The following is a 21,435-nucleotide window of genomic DNA, read 5'->3' as shown; positions in this document are numbered from 1 at the left end:
AAAAAAAATTAGCAAAATTGACCAGTGAATCGCAAACCAGAATTGCTCAATTAGAAAAGGAACTGCAAGATACTCAACAACTTTTACAAAACCATCAACAAGCAGAAATAGACCTCAAGGCTTCTCAAGCCGAATTACTAGCATTATTTAACGCTATCCAAGATGTAATTATTATTTTGGATAGCGAAGGACGTTATTTGAAAATTGCTCCTAGTTGTGCGCCTTTACTTTACCAACCACCTGCGGAACTAGTAGGCAAAACTATGCACGAAGTTTTACCTTGTACTTTTGCAGACTCTTTTCTTAGCTGTATTCATAAAGCACTAAAAACAGGAAAAATGGTGAAACTAGAATACAGCTTGCCCATTGGTGAGCAAGAAGTTTGGTTTGAGGCGAACATTGCACCAATGACTGAGAACACTGTTGTGTGTGTAGCGAGAGATATTAGCGATCGCAAAGCAACCGAAGCTGCCTTATTAGAAAATGAAACCAAATATCGCAACTTGGTAGAAAATATCAGCGATCTCATATTTTCCATGTCATTGGAAGGTACTTTTATTTATGCCTCACCCCAGTACAAAAATATTTTAGGATGGGAACCCTCAGAACTACTGGGTCAACCTTTTGCGCCACTACTGCATCCTGATGATTTACTGTTAGCTCAGAAAAGTGTAGAAGAAATGATCGCAACTAATGGTCAGCGTACCCAACTAGAGTTTCGTCATCAATGCAAAGATGGTAGCTGGCGCTGGATGAGGTCGATAACTTCTCCGATGTTCAATTCTGAAGGTCAACTTATTGGTTTTCATGGGGTTCTCAGCGACATTAGCGATCGCAAAGCAACCGAAGCAGCTTTAAGTCAAAAAGAAGCCCAATATCGCAGTATTTTTGAGGCTGTTAGTGATGGCATTAGTGTGGTTGATTTAGATACTGGTAAGATTGTCGCTGCTAATCCATCTTTTTGTAAGATGCACGGCTATACTCAAGCAGAATTTTTCTACTTAAATCCTACAGACTTTGTTCATCCCAGTTCTTTTGAGAAATTTGGAGAGTTTATCAATGCCATTAAGATGGGAGTCGAATATCACACTCAAGCGGTAGACATCCGCAAAGATGGTAGTTATTTTGATATCGAAGTTACAGGCAGACTTTTGAACTACAATGGCAAACCTCATGCTCTTTCAGTAGTGCGTGATATTAGTGAGCGTAAAAAAGCAGAAGAAGAGCAAGAAAGACTAATAACTATCTTAGAAGCTACGCCTGATTTGATCGGCACTGCCGATTTTATGGGTAATACTCTATATCTCAACAAATCTTGGCGACAGTTATTAGGCTTATGTAATCAAACAGATATGAGTAACCATTCGATTCCCAACGTTCATCCAGAGTGGGCAACAGAAATTATTCTTAACCAAGCCTTACCGGAAGCCATGCGTTCAGGAGCTTGGACGGGTGAAACTGCGGTTATCGATCAAACTGGACGTGAAATCCCTGTGTCTCAGGTAGTAATAGCTCACAAATCTGACAATGGCCAGGTTGAATATTTTTCGACTATTGTGCGTGATCTGAGCGATCGCCAAAAAATCGAAGTGCAGCTGAAACAACAAGCCGAAGACTTAGCCCAAACTCTACAAGAACTGCAACGCACCCAAGCACAAATGGTTCAAGCTGAGAAAATGTCTAGTTTGGGACAATTAGTTGCGGGAGTAGCCCATGAAATCAACAACCCTGTAAATTTTATTCATGGTAATCTTACCCATTTGGAAGAACATACCCAAGATTTATTGGAGGTGATTAACTTATGCCAAGCAATGAACCTACCGGAATTTCAAGCTTTTTCGGAGGAAATTGACTTAGATTACATACAGCAAGACCTACCAAAAATCTTGCATTCCATGAAAATTGGGACTCAACGCATCCGTCAGATTGTGTTATCTCTACGTAACTTCTCACGGATGGATGAAGCCGAATTTAAAGATGTTGATATTCACGAAGGCATAGATAGTACTTTGATGATTTTGCAACATCGTCTCAAAGAAAAGCCTGAATTTCCCGAAATTCAAGTCATTAGAGATTATGCTTCTTTACCTTTAGTAGAATGCTACGTCGGACAACTCAATCAGGTGTTGATGAATATTCTGACAAACGCCATTGATGCTTTAGAAATGGGAGCGAGGAAAGATGAACAACCGAAAATTACAATTCGGACTGGGGTAATTGATGCTGACTGGGTAACAATTGCGATCGCTGACAATGGAATGGGTATGTCTGAACAAATCAAAAAACAAATTTTCAATCCCTTCTTTACCACCAAGCCCGTTGGTAAAGGAACTGGGATGGGAATGTCCATCAGTTATCAAATCATTACAGAAAAACACGCCGGCAAGTTGGAATGTTACTCCCAACCAGGACAAGGAACAGAGTTTGTCATCACCATTCCCATTAGCCAGCAAATAATTGCTTAATTGATTGTATAGAAATCAACTCAATAAATGCGATATCGCAAATCCTAAATGATTTATCAACATCTGTCTCCCTTGTCTTCCTTGTCTCTTTTATTCACATAGCAAATATGCTACATCATCTCCAGCCTCCCGCCTTTTTAGCAAACTGGTTATAATTATTTTTCGTCTCTCTCAGAATTCAACTTGATATTTTTACAGTATTTATATGGGGCGCTATCGTTCTAAATCTGACCTACCTACAAAAATCTGCCCTGTATGTCAACGTCCCTTCACTTGGCGAAAGAAGTGGCAAGATTGCTGGGATGAAGTGAAATATTGCTCAGAACGTTGTCGCCGTCGCCGTTCTGAGGCCAAAACCGAGTAAGAGCTGAAATATGAAGTATGAACAAGCAAGTGTGAAGTGTAAAATCAACTTTAACTCAGACGCAAATAGCGCAATAAATTTATAAATGCAGGTAAAGGTGCAACCAAAATTAATTATTCATGGAGGGGCTGGTAGTTCTCTCCACGGCAAAGGAGGATTAGAGACTGTACGTCGATCGCTCCATGCAGTCATTGAAGATGTTTATGCTTTGTTATTATCAGGGGCCAACGCTGCCGCAGCAGTACTGCGGGGTTGCCAATTATTAGAAGATGACCCTCGGTTTAACGCTGGTACTGGTTCAGTACTGCAATCTGATGGTCAAATTCGGATGAGTGCTTCCTTAATGGATGGCATGTCAGGACGTTTTAGCGGTGTGATTAATGTCTCGCGGGTGAAAAACCCCATTGAATTAGCCTATTTTCTACAAAATTCCCCTGACCGCGTATTGTCAGATTACGGTTCGGCGGAATTAGCCCGCGAGTTACAAGTCCCCAGCTACAATGCTTTAACTGAATTACGGTTACAAGAATGGATTCAAGAACGTCAAGATAATTTTAAAAGAACAATGGCTGGGGTAATAGCAGAGCCAGAGTTATTAGAAACCAGCAATGCCGGACGTGGCACAATTGGCGTAGTTGCTTTAGATGCTCATGGTGGACTCGCAGTCGGGACATCCACCGGGGGTAAAGGCTTTGAACGCATTGGTCGAGTCAGTGATTCAGCTATGCCGGCGGGGAATTATGCAACTGGTCATGCGGCTGTTAGCTGTACTGGTATTGGTGAAGATATTATCGATGAATGTTTAGCACCCAGAATTGTAGTGCGGGTAACTGATGGGATGACGCTCAAAGATGCCATGCAACGCTCTTTTGCTGAAGCCCATGAACATCAAAGAGATTTAGGGGCGATCGCTTTAGATGCTAGTGGCGCGATCGCCTGGGGTAAAACTAGCCAAGTTTTACTCGCCGCCTATCACGACGGTGAAAAAATTGGCGACACTTTAGAAATGGCTGTTGGTACACAAATCGGCTGTATATCTTAGTGCTGAGTGCTGAGTTAGTTTGAGTTGTAGTTAGATAAGTTGATACAGTCCTGATAGCTCACAACTTTTCATACTCAGCACTCAGCACTCTTCCTTCGCCACCCTTGTTTGACTACCTGACGGCTACGAGCAATCACTAAACTATCGTTAGGAACATCTTCGGTGACTGTAGAACCTGCGGCTACATAGACATCATCACCCAAAGTCACTGGTGCAACTAAGACGCTATTAGAACCTGTTTTGGTGCGATCGCCAATCTTGGTTCTGTGTTTTTTGACACCATCATAATTAGCGGTAATTGTGCCTGCACCAATGTTGACTTGAGTACCAGCTGTAGCATCACCCAAATAAGACAGATGCGCCACATTGGTTTTTTCGCCTAGTTGTGTATTTTTTAACTCAACAAAGTTACCGACACGGCAATTTTCTCCCACTTGTGTATTACCACGTAAATGAGCGTAAGGGCCAATTCGAGTTCCGGCTTGCACAATACTATCTGTGACTACAGAATATTGGACAGTGACATTTTCGCTGATTTGGCTATTTTCAATCAAACTTCCCGGCCCGATGCGGCTACCAGTTTTAATTGTGGTGTTTCCCCGGAGATGAGTTTGCGGCTCAATAATCACATCTGGTTGTAATTCTACAGTGTCGTCAATGGTGATGCTGTTGGGGTCGATGAGCGTTACACCTGCGGTCATCCATTTTTCTTTGATCCGCCTTTGTAAAATTTCGTAGGCTGTAGCTAATTGTAGGCGATCATTAATCCCCAAAATTTCTTGCTCATCTGCGACATCCACAGCCATCACTTTCCCAACTTGGGTGACAGCATCGGTGAGATAGTATTCTTTTTGGGCATTGTTAGCTTCTAAATGCGGTAAAACTTTAGCTAATTCCGGCCAACGAAAGCAGTAAACCCCGGCATTAACTCGGCGATTTTCTCTTTGAGCAGGGGTACAATCTTTATCTTCAACCATTTGTTGAACGATGTTTTCCCCATTACAAAAAACTCGCCCATAACCTTTAGGGTTGGATAAATGTGCAGTCAGAATAGTAGCAGCGTTTTGATTTTGTTGGTGCGTAAGCAATAGCTGTTTCAGGGTTTCGGTACGTAGCAGTGGAACATCACCATTCAGGACTAATAAATCTCCCGTGTAGCCCTCAAGATGGGGAAGTAATTGCTGGATGGCGTGACCAGTCCCCAGTTGTACTGTCTGTTCTACAAACTCCAAGCTAAAACGTGATTGGATAGCAGCTTTTACTTCCGAGGCTTGATAGCCTACAATCACGATTCGCCTTGTAGGTGAAAGTGGTTCTACACTTTCTAAAACTTTTTCTACTAGCGATCGCCCACCCAAAGAATGTAAAACTTTGGGTAAGCTTGATTTCATCCTTGTGCCGCGTCCCGCCGCTAGAATTGCTACAACTACCATAATCAAAAGTATGAAGCGTGTCCGCCCTTGACGTTCCCAAAGGGTAGTATAGCAGGAGGCATAAAGCAAGTTGCACAAGCCTTCGATGAAGGTAGCCTTTAGTTCTAGCTTGAAAGTGCTGAGTCACCGAAGTTTGCTCAACAGGGGAAATCCCCCGAACTTTGCTCAACACGGGGAACCCGCGCACGCAACTTCTCTCAGCACGCAATCGCTGAGTGCTGAGTAAAAATACTAGTCCTCAACCCCTCTTTTATATGTTCTGGTGTAAGCAGTTCATGGTGGCTACTTTCTACTTCCACTGATAATTTAGAGCTAAAACATCACCTTTGCCTGTAAGTGTGAATAAAATCAGTAAACCGCTCCATGAGTTCGGGGTTACGCCAACCCGCTTCAGTTTCTTCTCGCATCACCGATAAAGCTTCCTCTGGAGTAAAGGCTCTTTTGTAAGGTCTTTCGCTAGTTAAAGCATCATAAATATCAATCAATTGAAATACTTGGGCGAGGAAAGGAATTTCATTACCTTTGAGTCCGTCAGGATAACCCGAACCATTCCAACGCTCATGATGATGGCGAATAATTGGAATTACCCCCTGCATACTGCGTAGGGGTTGACAAATTCTTTCGCCAATTAAAACATGCTGCTGCATCATTTCCCAATCTTCTAAGGTGAGTTGCTCATTCTTGAGTAGCACTGCATCGGGAATGCCAACTTTACCTATATCGTGAAGATAACCACCCCACATCAAATCCCGCAGTTGAGAACGAGAAAGATTTAAGTATTCACCAAAAGCTTGTCCTAGCTTGACTAGGCGTTCACAGTGATCTCCGGTATTGGGGTCTCGACTTTCAATAGCTCTGGCAATGGAGAACAAGACTTGTTCAGCGTGGTCTAGGTCTTCGTTTAACCGCTTTTGCCGGACTAGCGACTTCACACGGGCTGCTAATTCCACCCGGTCAAAAGGTTTGGTGAGGAAATCATCAGCGCCCACTTCAATACCACGAATGCGCGATCGCCGATCATTTAATGCTGTAATAAATATTACTGGAATCAGCCTTGTATGTTCGTCTTGTTTGAGTAATTGACATACCTCAAACCCATCCATCCCTGGCATCATCACATCCAGCAACACTAAATCTGGTTGTTTTTGTGTTACTAACATTACAGCAGCCGCACCACTGTCTGCTTCAATTACTTCATAACCTTCCATTGCCAGCAAAGCCGCAGCTGTCATTCGACTTGCCGCATGGTCGTCAACTACTAAAATTTTTGGTGCTTCAGTATCAAAGAAGCAATTCACTTTGGAGCCTTTGGCTTGTAGATTTCTAGATAATAATGAATTGTAGCCAGAATTAATCTCAGATTTACTCCAAGAAGACTCGGTTTGTCCCTGTTCAATCATTACTTCTTGCTGGGATAAGTTTAGTGGATAGTCCCCTAAATCTCGCCATTCTAGCTCAGGATTTGCATTTTCCGTATGTAATTTTTTTTTTGGTATTTGTTCCACGATGACTTTGTTGATTAGAGTTGGTGGAATTAGCACTCCAGTAAATCACGAAAGCACCCCATTCTTCTTAAACTAACAGTTTCTGTCTGCAAAAATCAAATTTAGCTCTGGTAACTTGCTCTTCTTTGGATTTTGACAAGCTTGCTCACCTATTCTGAGGCTGCTTGTTTTTATCATGCCAAGGATATTTTCTTTATAAAAATATAATTTTACTAAGGGAAATTTGCTGTAAACATCCTAAGTACTCATTCTAGTATCATAAATTCACGCAGATGTTAAATCAGGTTTTTTACGGAGATTTTTTAAGAATTCAGTACAGTTACAGGAAAATGTTTTGCTGTTGTAATTTGTCTGAAAAATTGTGTTTTTATTTTGAGTTTTTATATAAATTTCAAGAAAAGATGTATTTCTTGCGATAATCTTTTGATAATCATCATACTCAATAAATATTTTAGCTGAGGTTAATTGACCCAACCCATACATCGAAAAATAGAACAATTTTAAGAGCATTTCCTATGAAAAACTGTTGATTTTAATATCCACAAATTGCCAACTCAGTGTTTAAAGAATTTCAGTTTTTATCAAAAACTAGCTGGCAGTAAAACGTGTATATATATATTTTTAGTTGTTGCTTCTCCCAATGGGTATGATTTGAATTATGAATATATTAGGACTTATGCACTGTACAAAATAACTATTTTGTGCATAACGAGAATCTACTGTTGTAGACCGTTGGATAATGGTGTTGAAACAAGTGCAATCACTGACTCATGGTCAATCATCAAATCTTAAGACCAGAAAGTTCCCAAGCATATTGTATTATCGCTGTCAGTGCTTAATTCCTAAGAGTGGGTTGTTTGATTTTTCATTAACCAACGTTTGCGCCAATGGGAAGTAGGTTCTAATGAACAAACTTGTTGCTCTTGTTGTCGTCGCACAATAATGGCTTCTGGTGGATCATTTAATTGGGGATCGCGGTAAGGAATTGCGGCACGAGTTAACAAATGTTCTTGTTCTTCCTGGGAAAGAGGCGGCAGTAAATTGTGGAAACACTCACCATTTTGAGGATATGCGGCAACTGTACCAGGCGATCGCCTGCCGACTGGTGGCGTAGAACCTATGTTTAAACCAGCTAATTTCATGGCTGTACGTACAGATGCCGCACAAGAATAAGTCGCCAGCCAGCCATTTTTTTGTAAACACACTGAAACTTGTTGAATAAATTCTACAGTCCATAATTGAGGACACTGGGGCGGTGAAAAGGGATCTAAAAAAATAGCATCTGCATGAAACCCTGCTTGATTAACTGCTTGAATTGATATTCTCGCATCACCAATGATTAACTTTGCTTGCAGGCGTTCTGTGTTCGCTTGCCCCTCAAAAGCTAGTTGGGTCAAAATTGGTGTATATTCGTAAACCCACTGGTCAAATAAATGATTGGCGATCGCCGCTTGCGGTACAGCCGGATTTAATTCTAAACCAATTAATTCCACATAACAACTAGGATTTACTGTCCAGATTGTCTGTAAAGCTGCCGCAGTGTTGTATCCTAGACCATAACAAACATCTAATAACCGCACAACTGGTTTTTGCGCGGCTTGAGCCAGTTGAGTTGGTTCAACAAACTTAAAATAACTTTCTTGTTTCGCACCAAAATGACTGTGAAATGATTCGTTAAACTCTGGTGAAAAAAATGTAAAAGAACCATCTGCTGTTGCCTGCGGGATAAAATTTTCAAATTCTGACATGATATTTTTCTACTTAAGTTGATAGTCAACAGTTTAAACAATTTGACTAGTTATAATTGCATCACAATCTAGTAAGATTAATAAATTGTGATTTTGATTTTTTGACTCTTATAAATTCTTATATTTATGGTTAATACTCAAATTTTTTGTTTCTCAAGATTGGCTAGTTAATCATCTCAATGATCCACAAGTTGTCATTGTTGATTGTCGCTTTTCTCTAGCTGATCCAGAATTGGGACGCAAACAATATCAAACCAGTCATATTCCAGGAGCATATTATTTAGATTTAAATCAGGATCTTTCCAGCCCTGTAGGTAAACATGGTGGTAGACATCCTTTACCTGATACTCATAATTTAGCGAAGAAGTTATCAGCAATTGGAATTAATTCCCCAGAAACTTTGGTGGTAGCTTATGATGACTCTCGCTTGGCTTTTGCATCTCGTTTGTGGTGGTTACTGCGTTATCTCGGACATGAACAAGTAGTAGTTATGGATGGGGGTTATACTGTATGGCAAAAAGCTGGATACCCAATTACAGATGTTATTCCAGAACCCCAGACAGGTAATTTTATTCCACAAATTCAAACGGAACTGGTAGTAGATGTAGAAGTTGTCAAAAGCCACAAAGACTTACCAGAAGTTATTTTGGTCGATTCTAGAGAAGGCGATCGCTATCGTGGTGAAAGAGAACCAATTGATAAAATTGCTGGACATATTCCTGGCGCAGTTAACTATCCTTGGCAAGAAGTTACAGACTCCTCTGGTTATCTACTTTCCCAATTACAGCAGCGTCAAAGATGGGAAAATATTGCCACAGCCAAAGAAATTTTAGTCTACTGCGGTTCTGGTGTCACAGCTTGCGTGAATTTGCTTTCTTTAGAATTAGCTGGTATTCACAAAGGTAAATTGTATGCAGGTAGCTGGAGTGATTGGATTAGTTATATTTAGGGTTTGCTGAACAAGTTATTTAGTGGAGATAGGCAACAGGGAACTGGGAATAGAGAACAGTTTCGGATTCCTATATTAGAATTCACCAATTCTCAAATTGTAATAAACACTCAAGAACCAGTTATCAAAATTAATATTTCTATCGGTAGAATCCCCAAAGCTAAAACCACTCTGTAAATTTAAATTACTGGAGTTTGATACTCGGTAAATCACATGGCCAAACAGACGGTGATAATGGTCATCTCTTTGTCTTTGTGTAAAATCAACAAGGCTTAATTGATAGTTAATTCCCACTTGTAGAGGCTCTTGTAAAGCATAACTCAGAGATAACCAGAAATTATTGATTAGTCGACTGCGATTATTAGGTTCAGAAAAATTGGTACTAAATTCGTAAAAGCTATCTAGAGTTAATTTAGAAGTCAGTGGATCTCGTCTGCCTAAAGATACCCTGACTGAATTTTCATCTAAAAAGCGATCGCCTGCTTGAAACATGCCAACGCTCTTAGCATAGAAGAACTGTTGGTTGTTAAAATCTAACTCTGCATACATCCGAGGCGAGAGTTGTTGATAAATTCCTACATTAAAACTGATTTGATTATAGTTAAATCTTGATTGATCAATGTAACGAATTAAATTACCGTTGATTGAACCATTAATATAAGTTTTATCACCTAAAGGAAAATAAGCAGAAGCAAGACTAAGACCATAAAAGATTAAGCCATCTTCTTTAGGGAAAAACTCAGAAGAAAAAATGTTATTTGTATGAAAGTAACCCACATTAGCCTGTAAGGAGCCGATAGGTTTAAACTTAGCTACAGGTGAGGGTGGTTTTGTTTGTGGTAAAGGTCTTGGCCTTACCCTTAACTCAAGTTCTCGAAGACTATTAGCATCAGCTGTTGGCTGTTGTTGGGGTAAAGGTCGTTGTCTAACTCTTAGTTCTAATTCTTGCCGATTATTTGTTTGGGGTTTGGGTTTTTGTCTTTGTTGCAAAATTCTTCTGAGTCTCTCTAACTGCTCAGTTCTATTGACTACGGGTTTATCTAACAGTTCTTCGATAATCGTGGGTGAAGGCTGCGGAAACTCTCTAGGCTGTGCTTCTAGCTGTGGTGGTTCATTGGAAGGTGGAGGATTGCTAGGGGGAGTTGGCCTTTGAGGTAAGGATTCAGTATCAGGGTTTGCTTCAGGGTTAGATTGAGATATGAGTATGTTGGCTGCTGAATTAAAATTAAGTAGTGGCGATCGCTGCAAATCAAAATTACTTGCCGGAAATTGGATATTCTGGTAAAACTGATAAACTTGCTGGCTATCTGTGACATATTTCGTGTCTGGTTTGTGTTGCTCACCAGAGTCATTTAAGTTAGCAGCCAATGCTACATCTACTCCCATACAACACTTATTGCCACTAATCACAGCTAATAAAGTCGCAAATAACAGTTTTGTCCAGCCCTGGGATTGCATTAACATTTATATTTTATAGACAACAGAATATCACCATTTAGTCTGATCATTAAAAAACAAAGATTGTTACCTTTTAAAAATTAATTATCTGATTTTAATATTTTTTGATAATTTTTATTACCTTGATTTATAACAAAATTTCGCTAAAATTTTTAATGAATACAAAAAAAAATTAGTAATAAAATTCACAAACTGATAAGTAAATCTAATATTTCAGAATCTATCTTCAGTTGGTGTGGTCTCAGATAAGTTATCCAGCATTAAAGCGATGTCTTTAAAATTTATTGCCTTGTTGATAATGAGTGTGTGGGGAGTGAACATGATGCCTTTATCGGCGATCGCGTCTACTCCTCTAACTCGCGCCGAGATTCAAAATCTGCGAAATTTAGTGCAATTGCTGCCTCAAAATAACAAAAAGCGCCCAGCACGCAAATTAGATCCGATAATTCCTGGCGATGGGTTGTCAACAGGTAGAGCATCTTTAGCTGATTTGCGTTTTAACGATGGTTCTCTAGCAAGGGTTGGAGAAAGAGCAATATTTCAATTCCTACCCAGAACCAGAAATTTTCGGCTATCCAACGGGACAGTACTGTTACTGATTCCACCCGGAAAAGGACAGACACGTATACAAACACCAAGTGCGACTGCGGCTATTCGTGGTTCAGCATTATTTGTCCGCTACGACAAACAAACAGACACCACAATTGTTGGGGCGCTGACAAATAGCGGTATTGAAGTATTTAATCAAGCAGCCTCTCAAAATCAGGTGTTGGAAGCAGGACAACTGATGGTCATCGTTAAAGGTGAATTTCGGGGCTTATATGATTTTGATTTGAAAACTTTTTATGAAACCAGTGATTTAGTAGAAGGATTGGATTTAACTAAGCAAAATAGTACAGCTAACCCTGACCCAGCGATCGCTAGTGTTCAATCTGAAATTATCGCAGCATTAGCAACACAAATGCCTCTAGTCGGTCAAGGAGTCATTGAAAATCCATCTTTTATGGAGTTATCTGGTAATAACTCTTCTAACTCATCTGACCAAAATAGGGACTTAGATAATTCTTCAGTAGATTCTTTTGTCAATACTGGAGAAGTAATATCAGACACTACTCGCAATACCAGCAACAATGAAATAAATCTGCCAAGTAATATTGGTAATCCTGACGGTAACACTGGCGGTAATCCCAGTGGCAACCCAGGAGGTAATCCCGGTGGCAACCCAGGTGGCAATCCTGGTGGTAATCCCGGTGGTAACCCAGGCGGCAACCCAGGTGGTGATCACGGCGGCGACCCAGGTGGTGATCACGGCGGCAATCCTGGTGGCAACCCAGGTGGTGATCACGGCGGCAATCCGGGTGGTGATCACGGCGGTAATCCTGGTGGTAATCCGGGTGGCGACCCAGGTAGTAATCCCGGTGGTAACCCAGGCGGCAATCCAGGTGGTAACCCAGGTGGCAATCCAGGTGGCAACCCAGGTGGCAATCCAGGTGATAATCCCGGTGGCAATCCAGGTGGCAATCCAGGTGATAATCCCGGTGGCAATCCAGGTGGTGATCATACTGGTGGTGGTCATTCTGGAGGGAGACCACTAGAAGGAGATTTCCCCCCACCTTAAACCTTTTAATGGGTATAAATAATACAAGTTCGCTCAGGGTTAAAATGATCGCTTTAGAAGGGGTTAAACCCTCTTCGTAAGCCTGAACTTTTCCCTGTTCCTTTTAATTTCAATAACTACGGTCTTGCAATACATTTATCTTCATGGGTTTGCTTCTAGCCCGAAATCTGCTAAAGCCCAGGCGATGAGCGATCGCTTTCAAACAATTCCAATACAGCTAAATATTCCTGATCTCAATGCTGGTAATTTCTCTCAGTTGACAATTACTCGCCAAATCAATCAAGTAGCAGCATTTATAAACAATTCTGCACCAGTTACATTAATCGGTTCTAGTTTAGGTGGTTTGGTATCTGCTCATTTGGCAAAACAATACGAGCAAGTACAACGCTTAATTTTGTTAGCACCTGCTTTTGGCTTTTTATCTCATTGGTTGCCGAAGCTAGGAGATGAAGCGATGAAGCGTTGGCAACAAGACAAATATCTCATGGTTTACCACTATGGGGAAGCGCGATCGCTGCCTCTAAGTTACGATTTCGTAACAGATGCCCAGCAATATCAAGAGGATATCTTGCAGCGTCCAGTCCCAACGCTGATTCTGCACGGTAGACAAGATGAGGTGATTCCCATTACAGCAAGTCGTAACTTTGCAGACTCACGCCCTTGGGTAAAGTTAATCGAACTTGAGAGTGATCATGCTTTAGGTAATGTCACAGACAAAATTTGGCAAGCAATTCGCCTCTTCTGTCAGTTACCGTAAAACGGTAAAATATGAAACCTGCCAACAAGCACTCTCTTAGTCATAAGAACAAATCACTAATGACTATCAACTGAAATTATGCTTCCTTTTATCCGTTCAGATTTAGCCCAATTTACGGCTTACAAACCTCACCCCAGCAGCAATACAGCAGAACCAGTCGCCACCCAGTTTGATCGACTGGATACTAATGAAAGTCCTTATGATTTGCCCCTGGAACTCAAAGAAAAATTAGCCTGGACATATCAGCAAGTTATCGAAACCAATCGCTATCCTGATGGTGGCCATGAGTTACTCAAAGATGCGATCGCAGAATATATCAATGAATCAGCTAATCTTGCTTCCTCACCGTTGACTGCGGCTAATATTTCTGTGGGTAATGGTTCAGATGAACTCATTCGCTCTTTATTAATTGCCACCTGTCTGGGAGGAGAAGGTTCAATTTTAGTTGCTAATCCCACTTTTTCGATGTACGGCATTTTAGCTCAAACCTTGGGTATCAAAGTGGTGACAGTAGGCAGAAATGAAACAAACTTTGAAATTGACCTAACAGCAGCACAGACAGCCATTACCCAAACGCAAAATCCACCTATTCGGGTAGTTTTTGTTGTACATCCCAATTCTCCCACCGCTAATCCACTCACTGCGGCAGAATTAGTATGGCTCAGAAGTTTACCAGAGGAAATTTTAGTAGTAATTGATGAAGCTTACTTTGAATTTAGCCAAAATACTTTAGTGGATGAATTGGCACAGCGTCCCAATTGGATAATACTACGAACTTTTTCTAAAGCTTTCCGTTTAGCTGCATTGCGTGTGGGTTATTGTATTGCTCATCCAGAAGCGATCGCCATTTTAGAAAAAGTCCGCTTGCCTTATAACCTGCCAAGCTTTTCACTAGCCGCCGCATTAGTAGCTTTACAAAATCGTCAACTCTTACTGAGTTCAGTTACACAAACTCTCAATGAGCGTGACAGGCTGATAGCAATTTTGGCACAACATCCCGCCTTGCAAGTATCAGACAGTGCAGCTAACTTCCTTTATGTACGTCTCAAACCCAATAGTTCTACCGCCAAAAATTTTACCCTACAAAATTTACACCAACAACTCAGCAACTCTGGAACTCTTGTCAGACTACTGAGTGAGGGCTTACGAATCACAATTGGGACTCCCGCAGAGAATTCCCGTACCTGGGAAAGACTACAAGCTGCCATTGCAAATTGTGAATCTTAACTATGCTCAAGTAAAAAAAATTCCAAATCATAAGTCATCCAGACTCTTATTTTTTGCTATGGCTAGTAATTGAATCTGCCATCAACTTCACTACCAAAACGACGTACCATCCTCGCAGTTTGAGGGAATACACCCACTAAAAGCGCAAAGGCTGCATCTGGTAAATCAGCCACTATTTCTGCTGGAAAATATTGGTCAAACTGATCTAAAATCTTTTGGACTCGCTGTTGCGGCACAGGATTTTCGGTAATTTGCTTGATTAAGCGAATCCATTGTCGCCGAATTAAGTAAGCTTTCTGACGTTCCTCGTATGATTCGGGATCTAATAAAGATAAATTGCCGATTGGCAGAACCATCTGGCAATCACTATCATATTCTCCACCAACCGCTGCTCCTGGGCCAGCGAATTCTGCATGGTAGCGTTTAAAAAGTATTAACCCATTCCGCTTGCGACTATTAACAATCAAAACTTTTCCGCTATGCAGAAGGTTTAAAATATCTGAGCCGCAAGATTGCTCAGTTCCATCTGGCATAAGAAGATGGTTCAGAAAACTGGTTTCGGGGTAATAAGTTGATACCATAGCGGTTTGATAGCGCGTTGGCTGTTCGCTATCCATGTTTTCTATAACTTTTGAATAATTTGGTAGTTTGATGCACGTCAAGCAGTAACTTGGTGTTAAATCAAATTAGTTTTTTGGTTATTTTACTATCAAGAACTTTTTGTTCAACTTAATAACAGAGATGAATCAGATTTCACTCAGTAGTTATGTAACCATATTTTATGAGATATAGCTGAATTTGTCTTCCAACTAAACTCTCCAAAAATTAAAGTTTTTATAAAGATGAATAAAATGAATACAAAGTTATTATGAGGAATATTTTATTTAGCGTAATTTTACCGATGGCTTCCACAGAATAGATATTATATATTGAAAAATTTAGAATAGGCGTTGATTAAATAAGGTATTAAGTCGTTATTTGAGAGCATCTGAAAATATAAAGCATTGTGTCTCAAAATAGCAAGTAATTCTAGGCTTGATTTTCTATTTACCGTTTCTACAATGGCTGGAGATAAAACAGATTATTACTATAAAAATCTTGTTTGATTTCCGAGTCTAGTAGTGTAGACAGGGAATAGGAAGGAGCCACTACGTTGTGGAGGTTGCTAAAGTTGTAGCAAGTGGCGTTGGGGAGCTGGAAAGAAACCTTAACTAGATGTACTGATTGTTTTCATAAATCAAATATGATTCCTATACCTTAATTCAGGTTTGATTTTTACAATTATCCTTACAGGCAAAGAATTGTGAGCATTCAAGAGTATTTTTTTTTGTAATGTTTTTTCAAAAATCAAATATGAATTTTAATATCTACGAAATATATTTTAGAGAAATTCATATAAAAATAACTTTACCGATAGTCTAAAATTCAGCTTAATTTATTTTAATTGGTGATGATACAGTTTTGACTATCAAAAACTAACTAACTTAGACTTAAAATATAGGTTAAAAATCTTAGGTGTTAATTCTTAGAGAAGAATCTCAATAAAAGTTCCAATTGCGATCGCTACATCTTTCTGTCATCACCTAAAATGTATTTACAGCAATTTCTGGTTTAGAATTCAGAAATCAGCACTCTGAATTTGGCTGTAAGCGTTTATGCAATAAGATTTGACGAGGCTGCTGGAGAAAGAAAAAATTCCAATTAGATTCTACTTTACACATCTTGTAACCTAATTTGAAATATAATTGCCGTGCCTGATGGTTATCTTCTAAAACATGGAGATATAAATCTTGAAAACCCCATTCCTGGCAAAGCTTTTCGCAACTTAGTAGTAGCTTCGAGGCGACACCATGCCGCCGATATTTTTGGTCAACAGCCAAATTAGACAGATAAATAAAACTTCTGCCATTTTTCTTCCATGAATCAGGGAAACGCAGCCCTAATTCTACAGTTCCCACTAAATTATTAGCACTAGTAACAGTGGTGTGAACAGCAACTAAACAAATATGATGGGGTGCAGATGAGGATAAACGATTTCTGAAGTCTTCGTAAATACCCAGGCGTAGCAAGGGAAAAGCCCATCCCCAGAAACCGGTTTGGGAGTGAAAGCTTTCTGCAATAATCTGGGAAATAGCTGTTAAATCGGTAGCTGTAGCTGCACGAATTTGGAATTGTTGACCAGCTTGTTTTGCGGCTGATGTCAGTGGTTGTTCGTGAGATGAGTCAAAAAACCAGGATGTCAAGGCTAGTTTATTATTAGTTAATTGTATTTTACAAAAATTTTCTCAAATATTCTAAAACACCGTTTGCTACCTTCAATACAATTGTTTCATTTACTTGCAGTATCAGGAAATTATTTCGGTAGCTGAGGTTCTTCTGTAAGTTAATAACATACTTAGCATCATTTTGGGCAACTCAGAACATCAATTGTCATAACCATTGAATAATTCAGAACTCAGAATTAATTATTAGGGGAAAAAGACCTACCACTGATATTAGACCGCTTTTCGACTACTTCTGAGGATGATACTAAGTTGCTTTCAGAAATAGTATTCCTACTCCCACCCGGTAGAGACGCTATATACAAAGTCTCTACTGGGTGGGATAAAGAATTATTTTTATACTATAAAACTAAAAAGCCATATAGTAATCTGGCTAAACAGATAAATTACTACCGTATTTATACTGAAAAAATCTCTCAAACATTTTTAGGATAATAATGCAGTTATTTTTTAGGGATCGCCTAGATAAACTAAGTACATGCTGTAATAGTTAAAGCAGCATGAATCTGTGACAGCCCCATGTCACTTTTCTCACTGGTGGTTATGATTGCTAAATTAGAACAAGTAATGGGTCTAATAGTATACTTTGCCTTTAACACTCATCGTTGTGACCTAGCTCACTCTCCCATGACCAAAATAAATAAAATTTACTTGCAAATGTTATTACAACGCCGACAAAGGGCAAACTTAATATGCAGCTTCAGTTAGCTTTTCCACCAGACCTGAATGTTGTATGTCATCCGCAAAGGTTTTCATAGGAGGTGAAACAAGACTTGAAAAGCAAGCATCTACTCTGTAGTACAAAAAATAACCGTCCCAACAACTGTGCTGTATCAGAGCCAGTGGCAAACATTACCACCGATTGAGGCTAATTACTGTGAGTAGATACTCTTACACCCAGCATTTGTGTAGCCAGAAAACCCGATTGGGCAAAATGCTCTGCTCTCACCTGATTCAGACCAATTACTTCCTGAGCAGATTATTCTTTATTCAACTGCTGTTGCAGCAGGAAAGCGGTGCATGAAATCTCAAGTAAACAGTAAGCCGAAAATTTTGGTTGTTGATGACGAACCAGACAACCTAGATTTGCTTTACCGTACTTTTTATCGTGATTATAAAGTGTTGCGGGCAACCTCCGGCCCGGCGGCGCTAGACCTGCTGGCAGAAGAAGGAGAAGTCGCGGTGATTATCTCCGATCAGCGGATGCCAATTATGAGTGGTACGGAATTTTTGAGCCTGACAGCAACTCAATATCCAGATATTATTCGGATTATTTTGACTGGCTACACTGATGTCGAAGACTTAGTAGAAGCCATCAACGCTGGTAAGGTGTTCAAATATGTCACCAAACCGTGGGAAGCGGAAGAACTCAAAGCAGTGGTACGCCAAGCTTTGGATACCCACAATGTTTTAAAAGCTCGCACCCGCGAACTCACCCGCACATTGCGCCAAGAATCGCTGCTGAATACAGTTACTAATACAATTCGCAGTGCTTTAGACTATCGGCAAATTTTGCAAGCAATTGTCGATACCGTCGGTCACATGTTAGAGGTAGATGTTTGCCTGTTACGTCCTTTTCAAGATGAACAGTTAGCAGACGAAGGATTTGTCTACCAAAAACTGTCCCGGACACAAACAGAAACAGTATCAGAAATTTCAGGAGATACAGCAGCCACATCCTTCTCGGCTTCAGCGGCTTTATTAGCGCAAACAGTTTGGGAAACCCGTGAAGTTCAGATAATTCACGATGTCGCTACTGATGAGCGAATTAAAGGAGACGATTCAGTACTACAACAAAGAGGACAAGCTTTTGCTACTGCGAATATTTGCTCTAGCTTAGTTGTACCGTTGATTTGTCAACAAGAATTGTTAGCAGTATTAGCACTGCATCAGTGTCACGAGTCCCGCCTTTGGGGGAGTGAAGAAATTCAGCTAGTGACAATGGTGGCAGATCAGGCGGCGCTAGCTTTATCTCAAGCGTATGCTTATGAACAAGTACGTGCTTTAGCGAAACGAGAAGCACTGATTAATACGATTACAACCGCAATTCGCTCTAGTTTAGACCCACAAGATATTTTTGCTGCAATTACTCATCAATTAGGGCAGGCCTTACAAGTTGATGGCTGTGCGCTGTCTTTATGGACAGAGGAAGATGAAGCTGTTCAGTGTGTGGGATTATATGATATTTTTCAACATCCTGACCACACATTCAAACCAGGGCAGAATTCTAATTTAAATATTAATCTTGACTTAATATCTCAAAATTTCCCTTACTCAACGAAATCTCCTATTAAAGATAATCCTTTGTTGCAAGAAATCTTGCGGACACAGGAGCCAGTAGTAATTTCTGATATCAGTGTCTGTCCCTTGGAATTGAAGGGTTTGGATTTGCCTGTGAAAAAGCCAGCCCGATCGCTGATGGTCGTGCCTTTGTTAGCTGATGGCAAATGTATTGGTAGTATTACCTTACGGGAAGGGCGAAAAATCCGGCAGTGGCTATCATCTGATATTGAACTGGCTAAAGCAGTAGCCGCGCAAGCCGCGATCGCCGTACAGCAGTCACGCCTCTATCAGAAAACCCGTGAACAAGCCGAGCGTTTATTGGAATTAGATAAACAAAAAACCGAGTTTTTCCAAAACATCTCCCACGAATTCCGCACGCCAATTACTTTAATTCAAGGGCCGTTAGAATCGGCAGTAGCGGCGGGTGAAGGATTATCTCATGGCCAAAGTGCGATCGCCCTACGTAACTCTCGCCGTCTGCTGCGACTAGTCAACCAATTACTCGACTTACAACGCTTAGACGCAGGCCGAATGCAGCCGAGTTTTCGTCCCTGTGATTTAGTCGAATTCGTCAGCCAAATTGTCGAGTCATTTCGGCCTTACTGTGAGAAAAAACAACTACATCTAGCCACTGATTTTGGTGCATGTCCCAAGGTTTACTTAGATATGGAAAAATTTGACAAAGTGGTTTACAACCTACTGTCAAATGCCATGAAGTTTACGCCTGAAGATGGCACAATCAGCGTTACACTCCAACATCACAACGAATACTGCATCCTGCAAGTCCAAGACACAGGAATTGGCATTATTCAAGAGCAGATTCCGATGTTATTTGAGCGATTCCGCCAAGCTGAAGGCTCAGAAAACCGTTCTTATGAAGGCAGTGGACTGGGGTTGGCCTTAGTCAAAGAATTGGTAGAACTGCATGGCGGTAAAATCACTGTAGATTCAGTGTACGGTGAAGGAACTATTTTTACATTGTGGTTACTGACTGGTCATGAACACTTACCAATTAATCAAGTATTAGAAACACCAGCTGAATTGAATACCAGTCGTGCCACTGTGGAATTAGCTGATTTGGAACTGATAGAACCAACAGCCGAAAAATTGGAACACATCACAAAAGATGTATCAGCTGTGTTGCTAAATCAGAATTCAGCAGTCAATCACTATCCGGTGGTGGCAGACTCCAGCACACAGGAGAATAGTCGTCACTCGATTTTAGTTGTTGACGATAACCCAGATTTACGAACCTACGTATCTGATATTATTCGGCGCAACGGCTATCAAGTCCACACAGCGCGTAATGGTTATGAAGGGTTTGGTGTAGTTCAAGAAATTGTTCCCAGCTTAATTGTTACAGACTTGATGATGCCTTTGGTGACAGGGCTAGAAATGATTCGGATGATTCGCTCTGATGAGAAATTAAAAGGAATCCCCATCATTTTGCTCACCGCTAAAGTAGACGAAGAAACTCGTATTGAAAGTACAGAACATGGTGCAGATGCTTATTTAGCCAAACCATTTAACGACCGAGAACTGCTGGCAGAAGTCAGAAATCTCTTGGCTTTGAAGGAAAATGAACGACGGGTTTTGGAACTAAATACTTATCTGACAGAATCAGTTCTCAAGCGATTTCTGCCCAGTGTATTGGTGCAGAAAGCCGCCGCCGGGGATTTAACTTTGGATTTACGTCCTGAACCACGGTTAATTACAGTTTTGTTTAGTGACATTGTAGGGTTTACTCAGTTAGCCAACACTCTCAGGTCTCGCCGGGTGGCAGAATTACTGAATGAATATTTAGAATGTATGACCAAAGTTGTGTTTGACAATGGCGGGACTGTAGATAAATTCATGGGAGATGCAATTTTAGCTTTGTATGGAGCGCCAGAAGAACTCACTCCGAATGAACAGGTACGTCGCGCTGTCAACACTGCTAGAGGAATGCACCGTTCACTGGAACAGTTAAACCAGCGTTGGCGAGACCAAGGTGTATTTGAAAGTGATGGACGTTCTGGCGTACAGTTTCGCTGTGGAATTCACCAAGGTACAGCTGTTGTCGGGATGTTTGGTAGCGCCGAACGCGCTGACTATACTGCAATTGGGCCAAGTGTGAATATTGCCGCCCGATTGCAAGCAGCTGCTGTTCCCGGTACGATTTTAGTTTCGGCGGCTGTGGCAGATTATTTACAGGATGAAGAAATCACCAAAGGTAGCCCATTAAAACTCAAAGGAGTTGATGAAACTGTCCTGACTTTTGCAGTTTCGCCAGATTTAGTAGTTAATCGCTAAGATCCAAACGGA

The 21,435-nt window shown here is 40.7% G+C and carries 14 protein-coding genes; 8 read left to right on the top strand and 6 right to left on the bottom strand.

Features of this window, described 5'->3' with window-relative positions; translation table 11 throughout:
- The first annotated feature begins 17 nt into the window (after window positions 1-17).
- The 3 genes from ACX27_RS18945 to ACX27_RS18940 all read left to right on the top strand — a co-directional run bounded on the left by ACX27_RS18945 (window position 18) and on the right by ACX27_RS18940 (window position 3,871).
- Window positions 18-2,465 (top strand): PAS domain S-box protein, encoded by a 2,448-nt coding sequence (locus ACX27_RS18945; protein ID WP_235526262.1) that lies wholly within the window; start codon window positions 18-20, stop codon window positions 2,463-2,465.
- Between the two features lie 205 nt (window positions 2,466-2,670).
- Window positions 2,671-2,829: a DUF2256 domain-containing protein gene (locus ACX27_RS31035; protein ID WP_083468775.1), complete on the top strand. Its 159-nt coding sequence runs from the start codon at window positions 2,671-2,673 to the stop codon at window positions 2,827-2,829.
- An 85-nt stretch (window positions 2,830-2,914) separates the two neighbouring features.
- Entirely contained in the window at window positions 2,915-3,871 is a 957-nt protein-coding gene (locus ACX27_RS18940; protein WP_062294966.1) for an isoaspartyl peptidase/L-asparaginase, read from the top strand.
- Between the two features lie 74 nt (window positions 3,872-3,945).
- On the opposite strand, the gene glmU is transcribed toward ACX27_RS18940, so the two are convergent.
- The 3 genes from glmU to ACX27_RS18920 form a co-directional block, all read right to left on the bottom strand.
- Window positions 3,946-5,304 carry a bifunctional UDP-N-acetylglucosamine diphosphorylase/glucosamine-1-phosphate N-acetyltransferase GlmU gene (gene glmU, locus ACX27_RS18935; protein WP_062294965.1) on the bottom strand — a complete coding sequence of 453 codons (1,359 nt, stop codon included), beginning with the start codon at window positions 5,302-5,304 and terminating at the stop codon, window positions 3,946-3,948.
- A gap of 320 nt (window positions 5,305-5,624) precedes the next feature.
- Window positions 5,625-6,809: a response regulator gene (locus tag ACX27_RS18930; protein WP_235526261.1), complete on the bottom strand. Its 1,185-nt coding sequence runs from the start codon at window positions 6,807-6,809 to the stop codon at window positions 5,625-5,627.
- Window positions 6,810-7,651: 842 nt separating this feature from the next.
- Entirely contained in the window at window positions 7,652-8,557 is a 906-nt protein-coding gene (locus tag ACX27_RS18920) for a tRNA (5-methylaminomethyl-2-thiouridine)(34)-methyltransferase MnmD (protein WP_062294963.1), read from the bottom strand.
- A gap of 133 nt (window positions 8,558-8,690) precedes the next feature.
- On the opposite strand from ACX27_RS18920, the gene ACX27_RS18915 reads away from it, so the two are divergent.
- Window positions 8,691-9,506: a sulfurtransferase gene (locus ACX27_RS18915; protein ID WP_062294962.1), complete on the top strand. Its 816-nt coding sequence runs from the start codon at window positions 8,691-8,693 to the stop codon at window positions 9,504-9,506.
- A gap of 75 nt (window positions 9,507-9,581) precedes the next feature.
- Here the strand turns inward: ACX27_RS18915 and ACX27_RS18910 are convergent, their stop codons facing one another.
- Window positions 9,582-10,964 carry a hypothetical protein gene (locus ACX27_RS18910; RefSeq protein WP_335337717.1) on the bottom strand — a complete coding sequence of 461 codons (1,383 nt, stop codon included), beginning with the start codon at window positions 10,962-10,964 and terminating at the stop codon, window positions 9,582-9,584.
- 268 nt (window positions 10,965-11,232) lie between these two features.
- Here ACX27_RS18910 and ACX27_RS18905 point away from each other — a divergent pair, with 268 nt between their 5' ends.
- The 3 genes from ACX27_RS18905 to ACX27_RS18895 all read left to right on the top strand — a co-directional run bounded on the left by ACX27_RS18905 (window position 11,233) and on the right by ACX27_RS18895 (window position 14,566).
- Complete coding sequence (locus ACX27_RS18905) at window positions 11,233-12,582, top strand: FecR domain-containing protein (RefSeq protein WP_062294960.1); 1,350 nt, start codon at window positions 11,233-11,235, stop codon at window positions 12,580-12,582.
- Window positions 12,583-12,706: 124 nt separating this feature from the next.
- A complete protein-coding gene (locus ACX27_RS18900; protein ID WP_062294959.1) occupies window positions 12,707-13,339 on the top strand; it encodes a YqiA/YcfP family alpha/beta fold hydrolase in 633 nt (210 codons plus the stop codon).
- A gap of 78 nt (window positions 13,340-13,417) precedes the next feature.
- Entirely contained in the window at window positions 13,418-14,566 is a 1,149-nt protein-coding gene (locus tag ACX27_RS18895; RefSeq protein WP_062294958.1) for a histidinol-phosphate transaminase, read from the top strand.
- 62 nt (window positions 14,567-14,628) lie between these two features.
- Here ACX27_RS18895 and ACX27_RS18890 read toward each other — a convergent pair whose 3' ends face one another.
- Window positions 14,629-15,183, bottom strand: a complete 555-nt coding sequence (locus tag ACX27_RS18890) for a hypothetical protein (protein WP_062294957.1) — start codon at window positions 15,181-15,183, stop codon at window positions 14,629-14,631.
- Window positions 15,184-16,191: 1,008 nt separating this feature from the next.
- Window positions 16,192-16,809: a GNAT family N-acetyltransferase gene (locus ACX27_RS18885; protein ID WP_062294956.1), complete on the bottom strand. Its 618-nt coding sequence runs from the start codon at window positions 16,807-16,809 to the stop codon at window positions 16,192-16,194.
- 1,059 nt (window positions 16,810-17,868) lie between these two features.
- Here ACX27_RS18885 and ACX27_RS18880 point away from each other — a divergent pair.
- Window positions 17,869-21,423 (top strand): response regulator, encoded by a 3,555-nt coding sequence (locus tag ACX27_RS18880; protein WP_062294955.1) that lies wholly within the window; start codon window positions 17,869-17,871, stop codon window positions 21,421-21,423.
- The last annotated feature ends 12 nt before the right edge of the window (window positions 21,424-21,435 follow it).

The sequence above is a fragment of the Nostoc piscinale CENA21 genome (genome assembly GCF_001298445.1).
In the GTDB taxonomy this organism is placed as follows: domain Bacteria; phylum Cyanobacteriota; class Cyanobacteriia; order Cyanobacteriales; family Nostocaceae; genus Nostoc_B; species Nostoc_B piscinale_A.
This window is presented reverse-complemented; position numbering and strand designations above follow the sequence as displayed.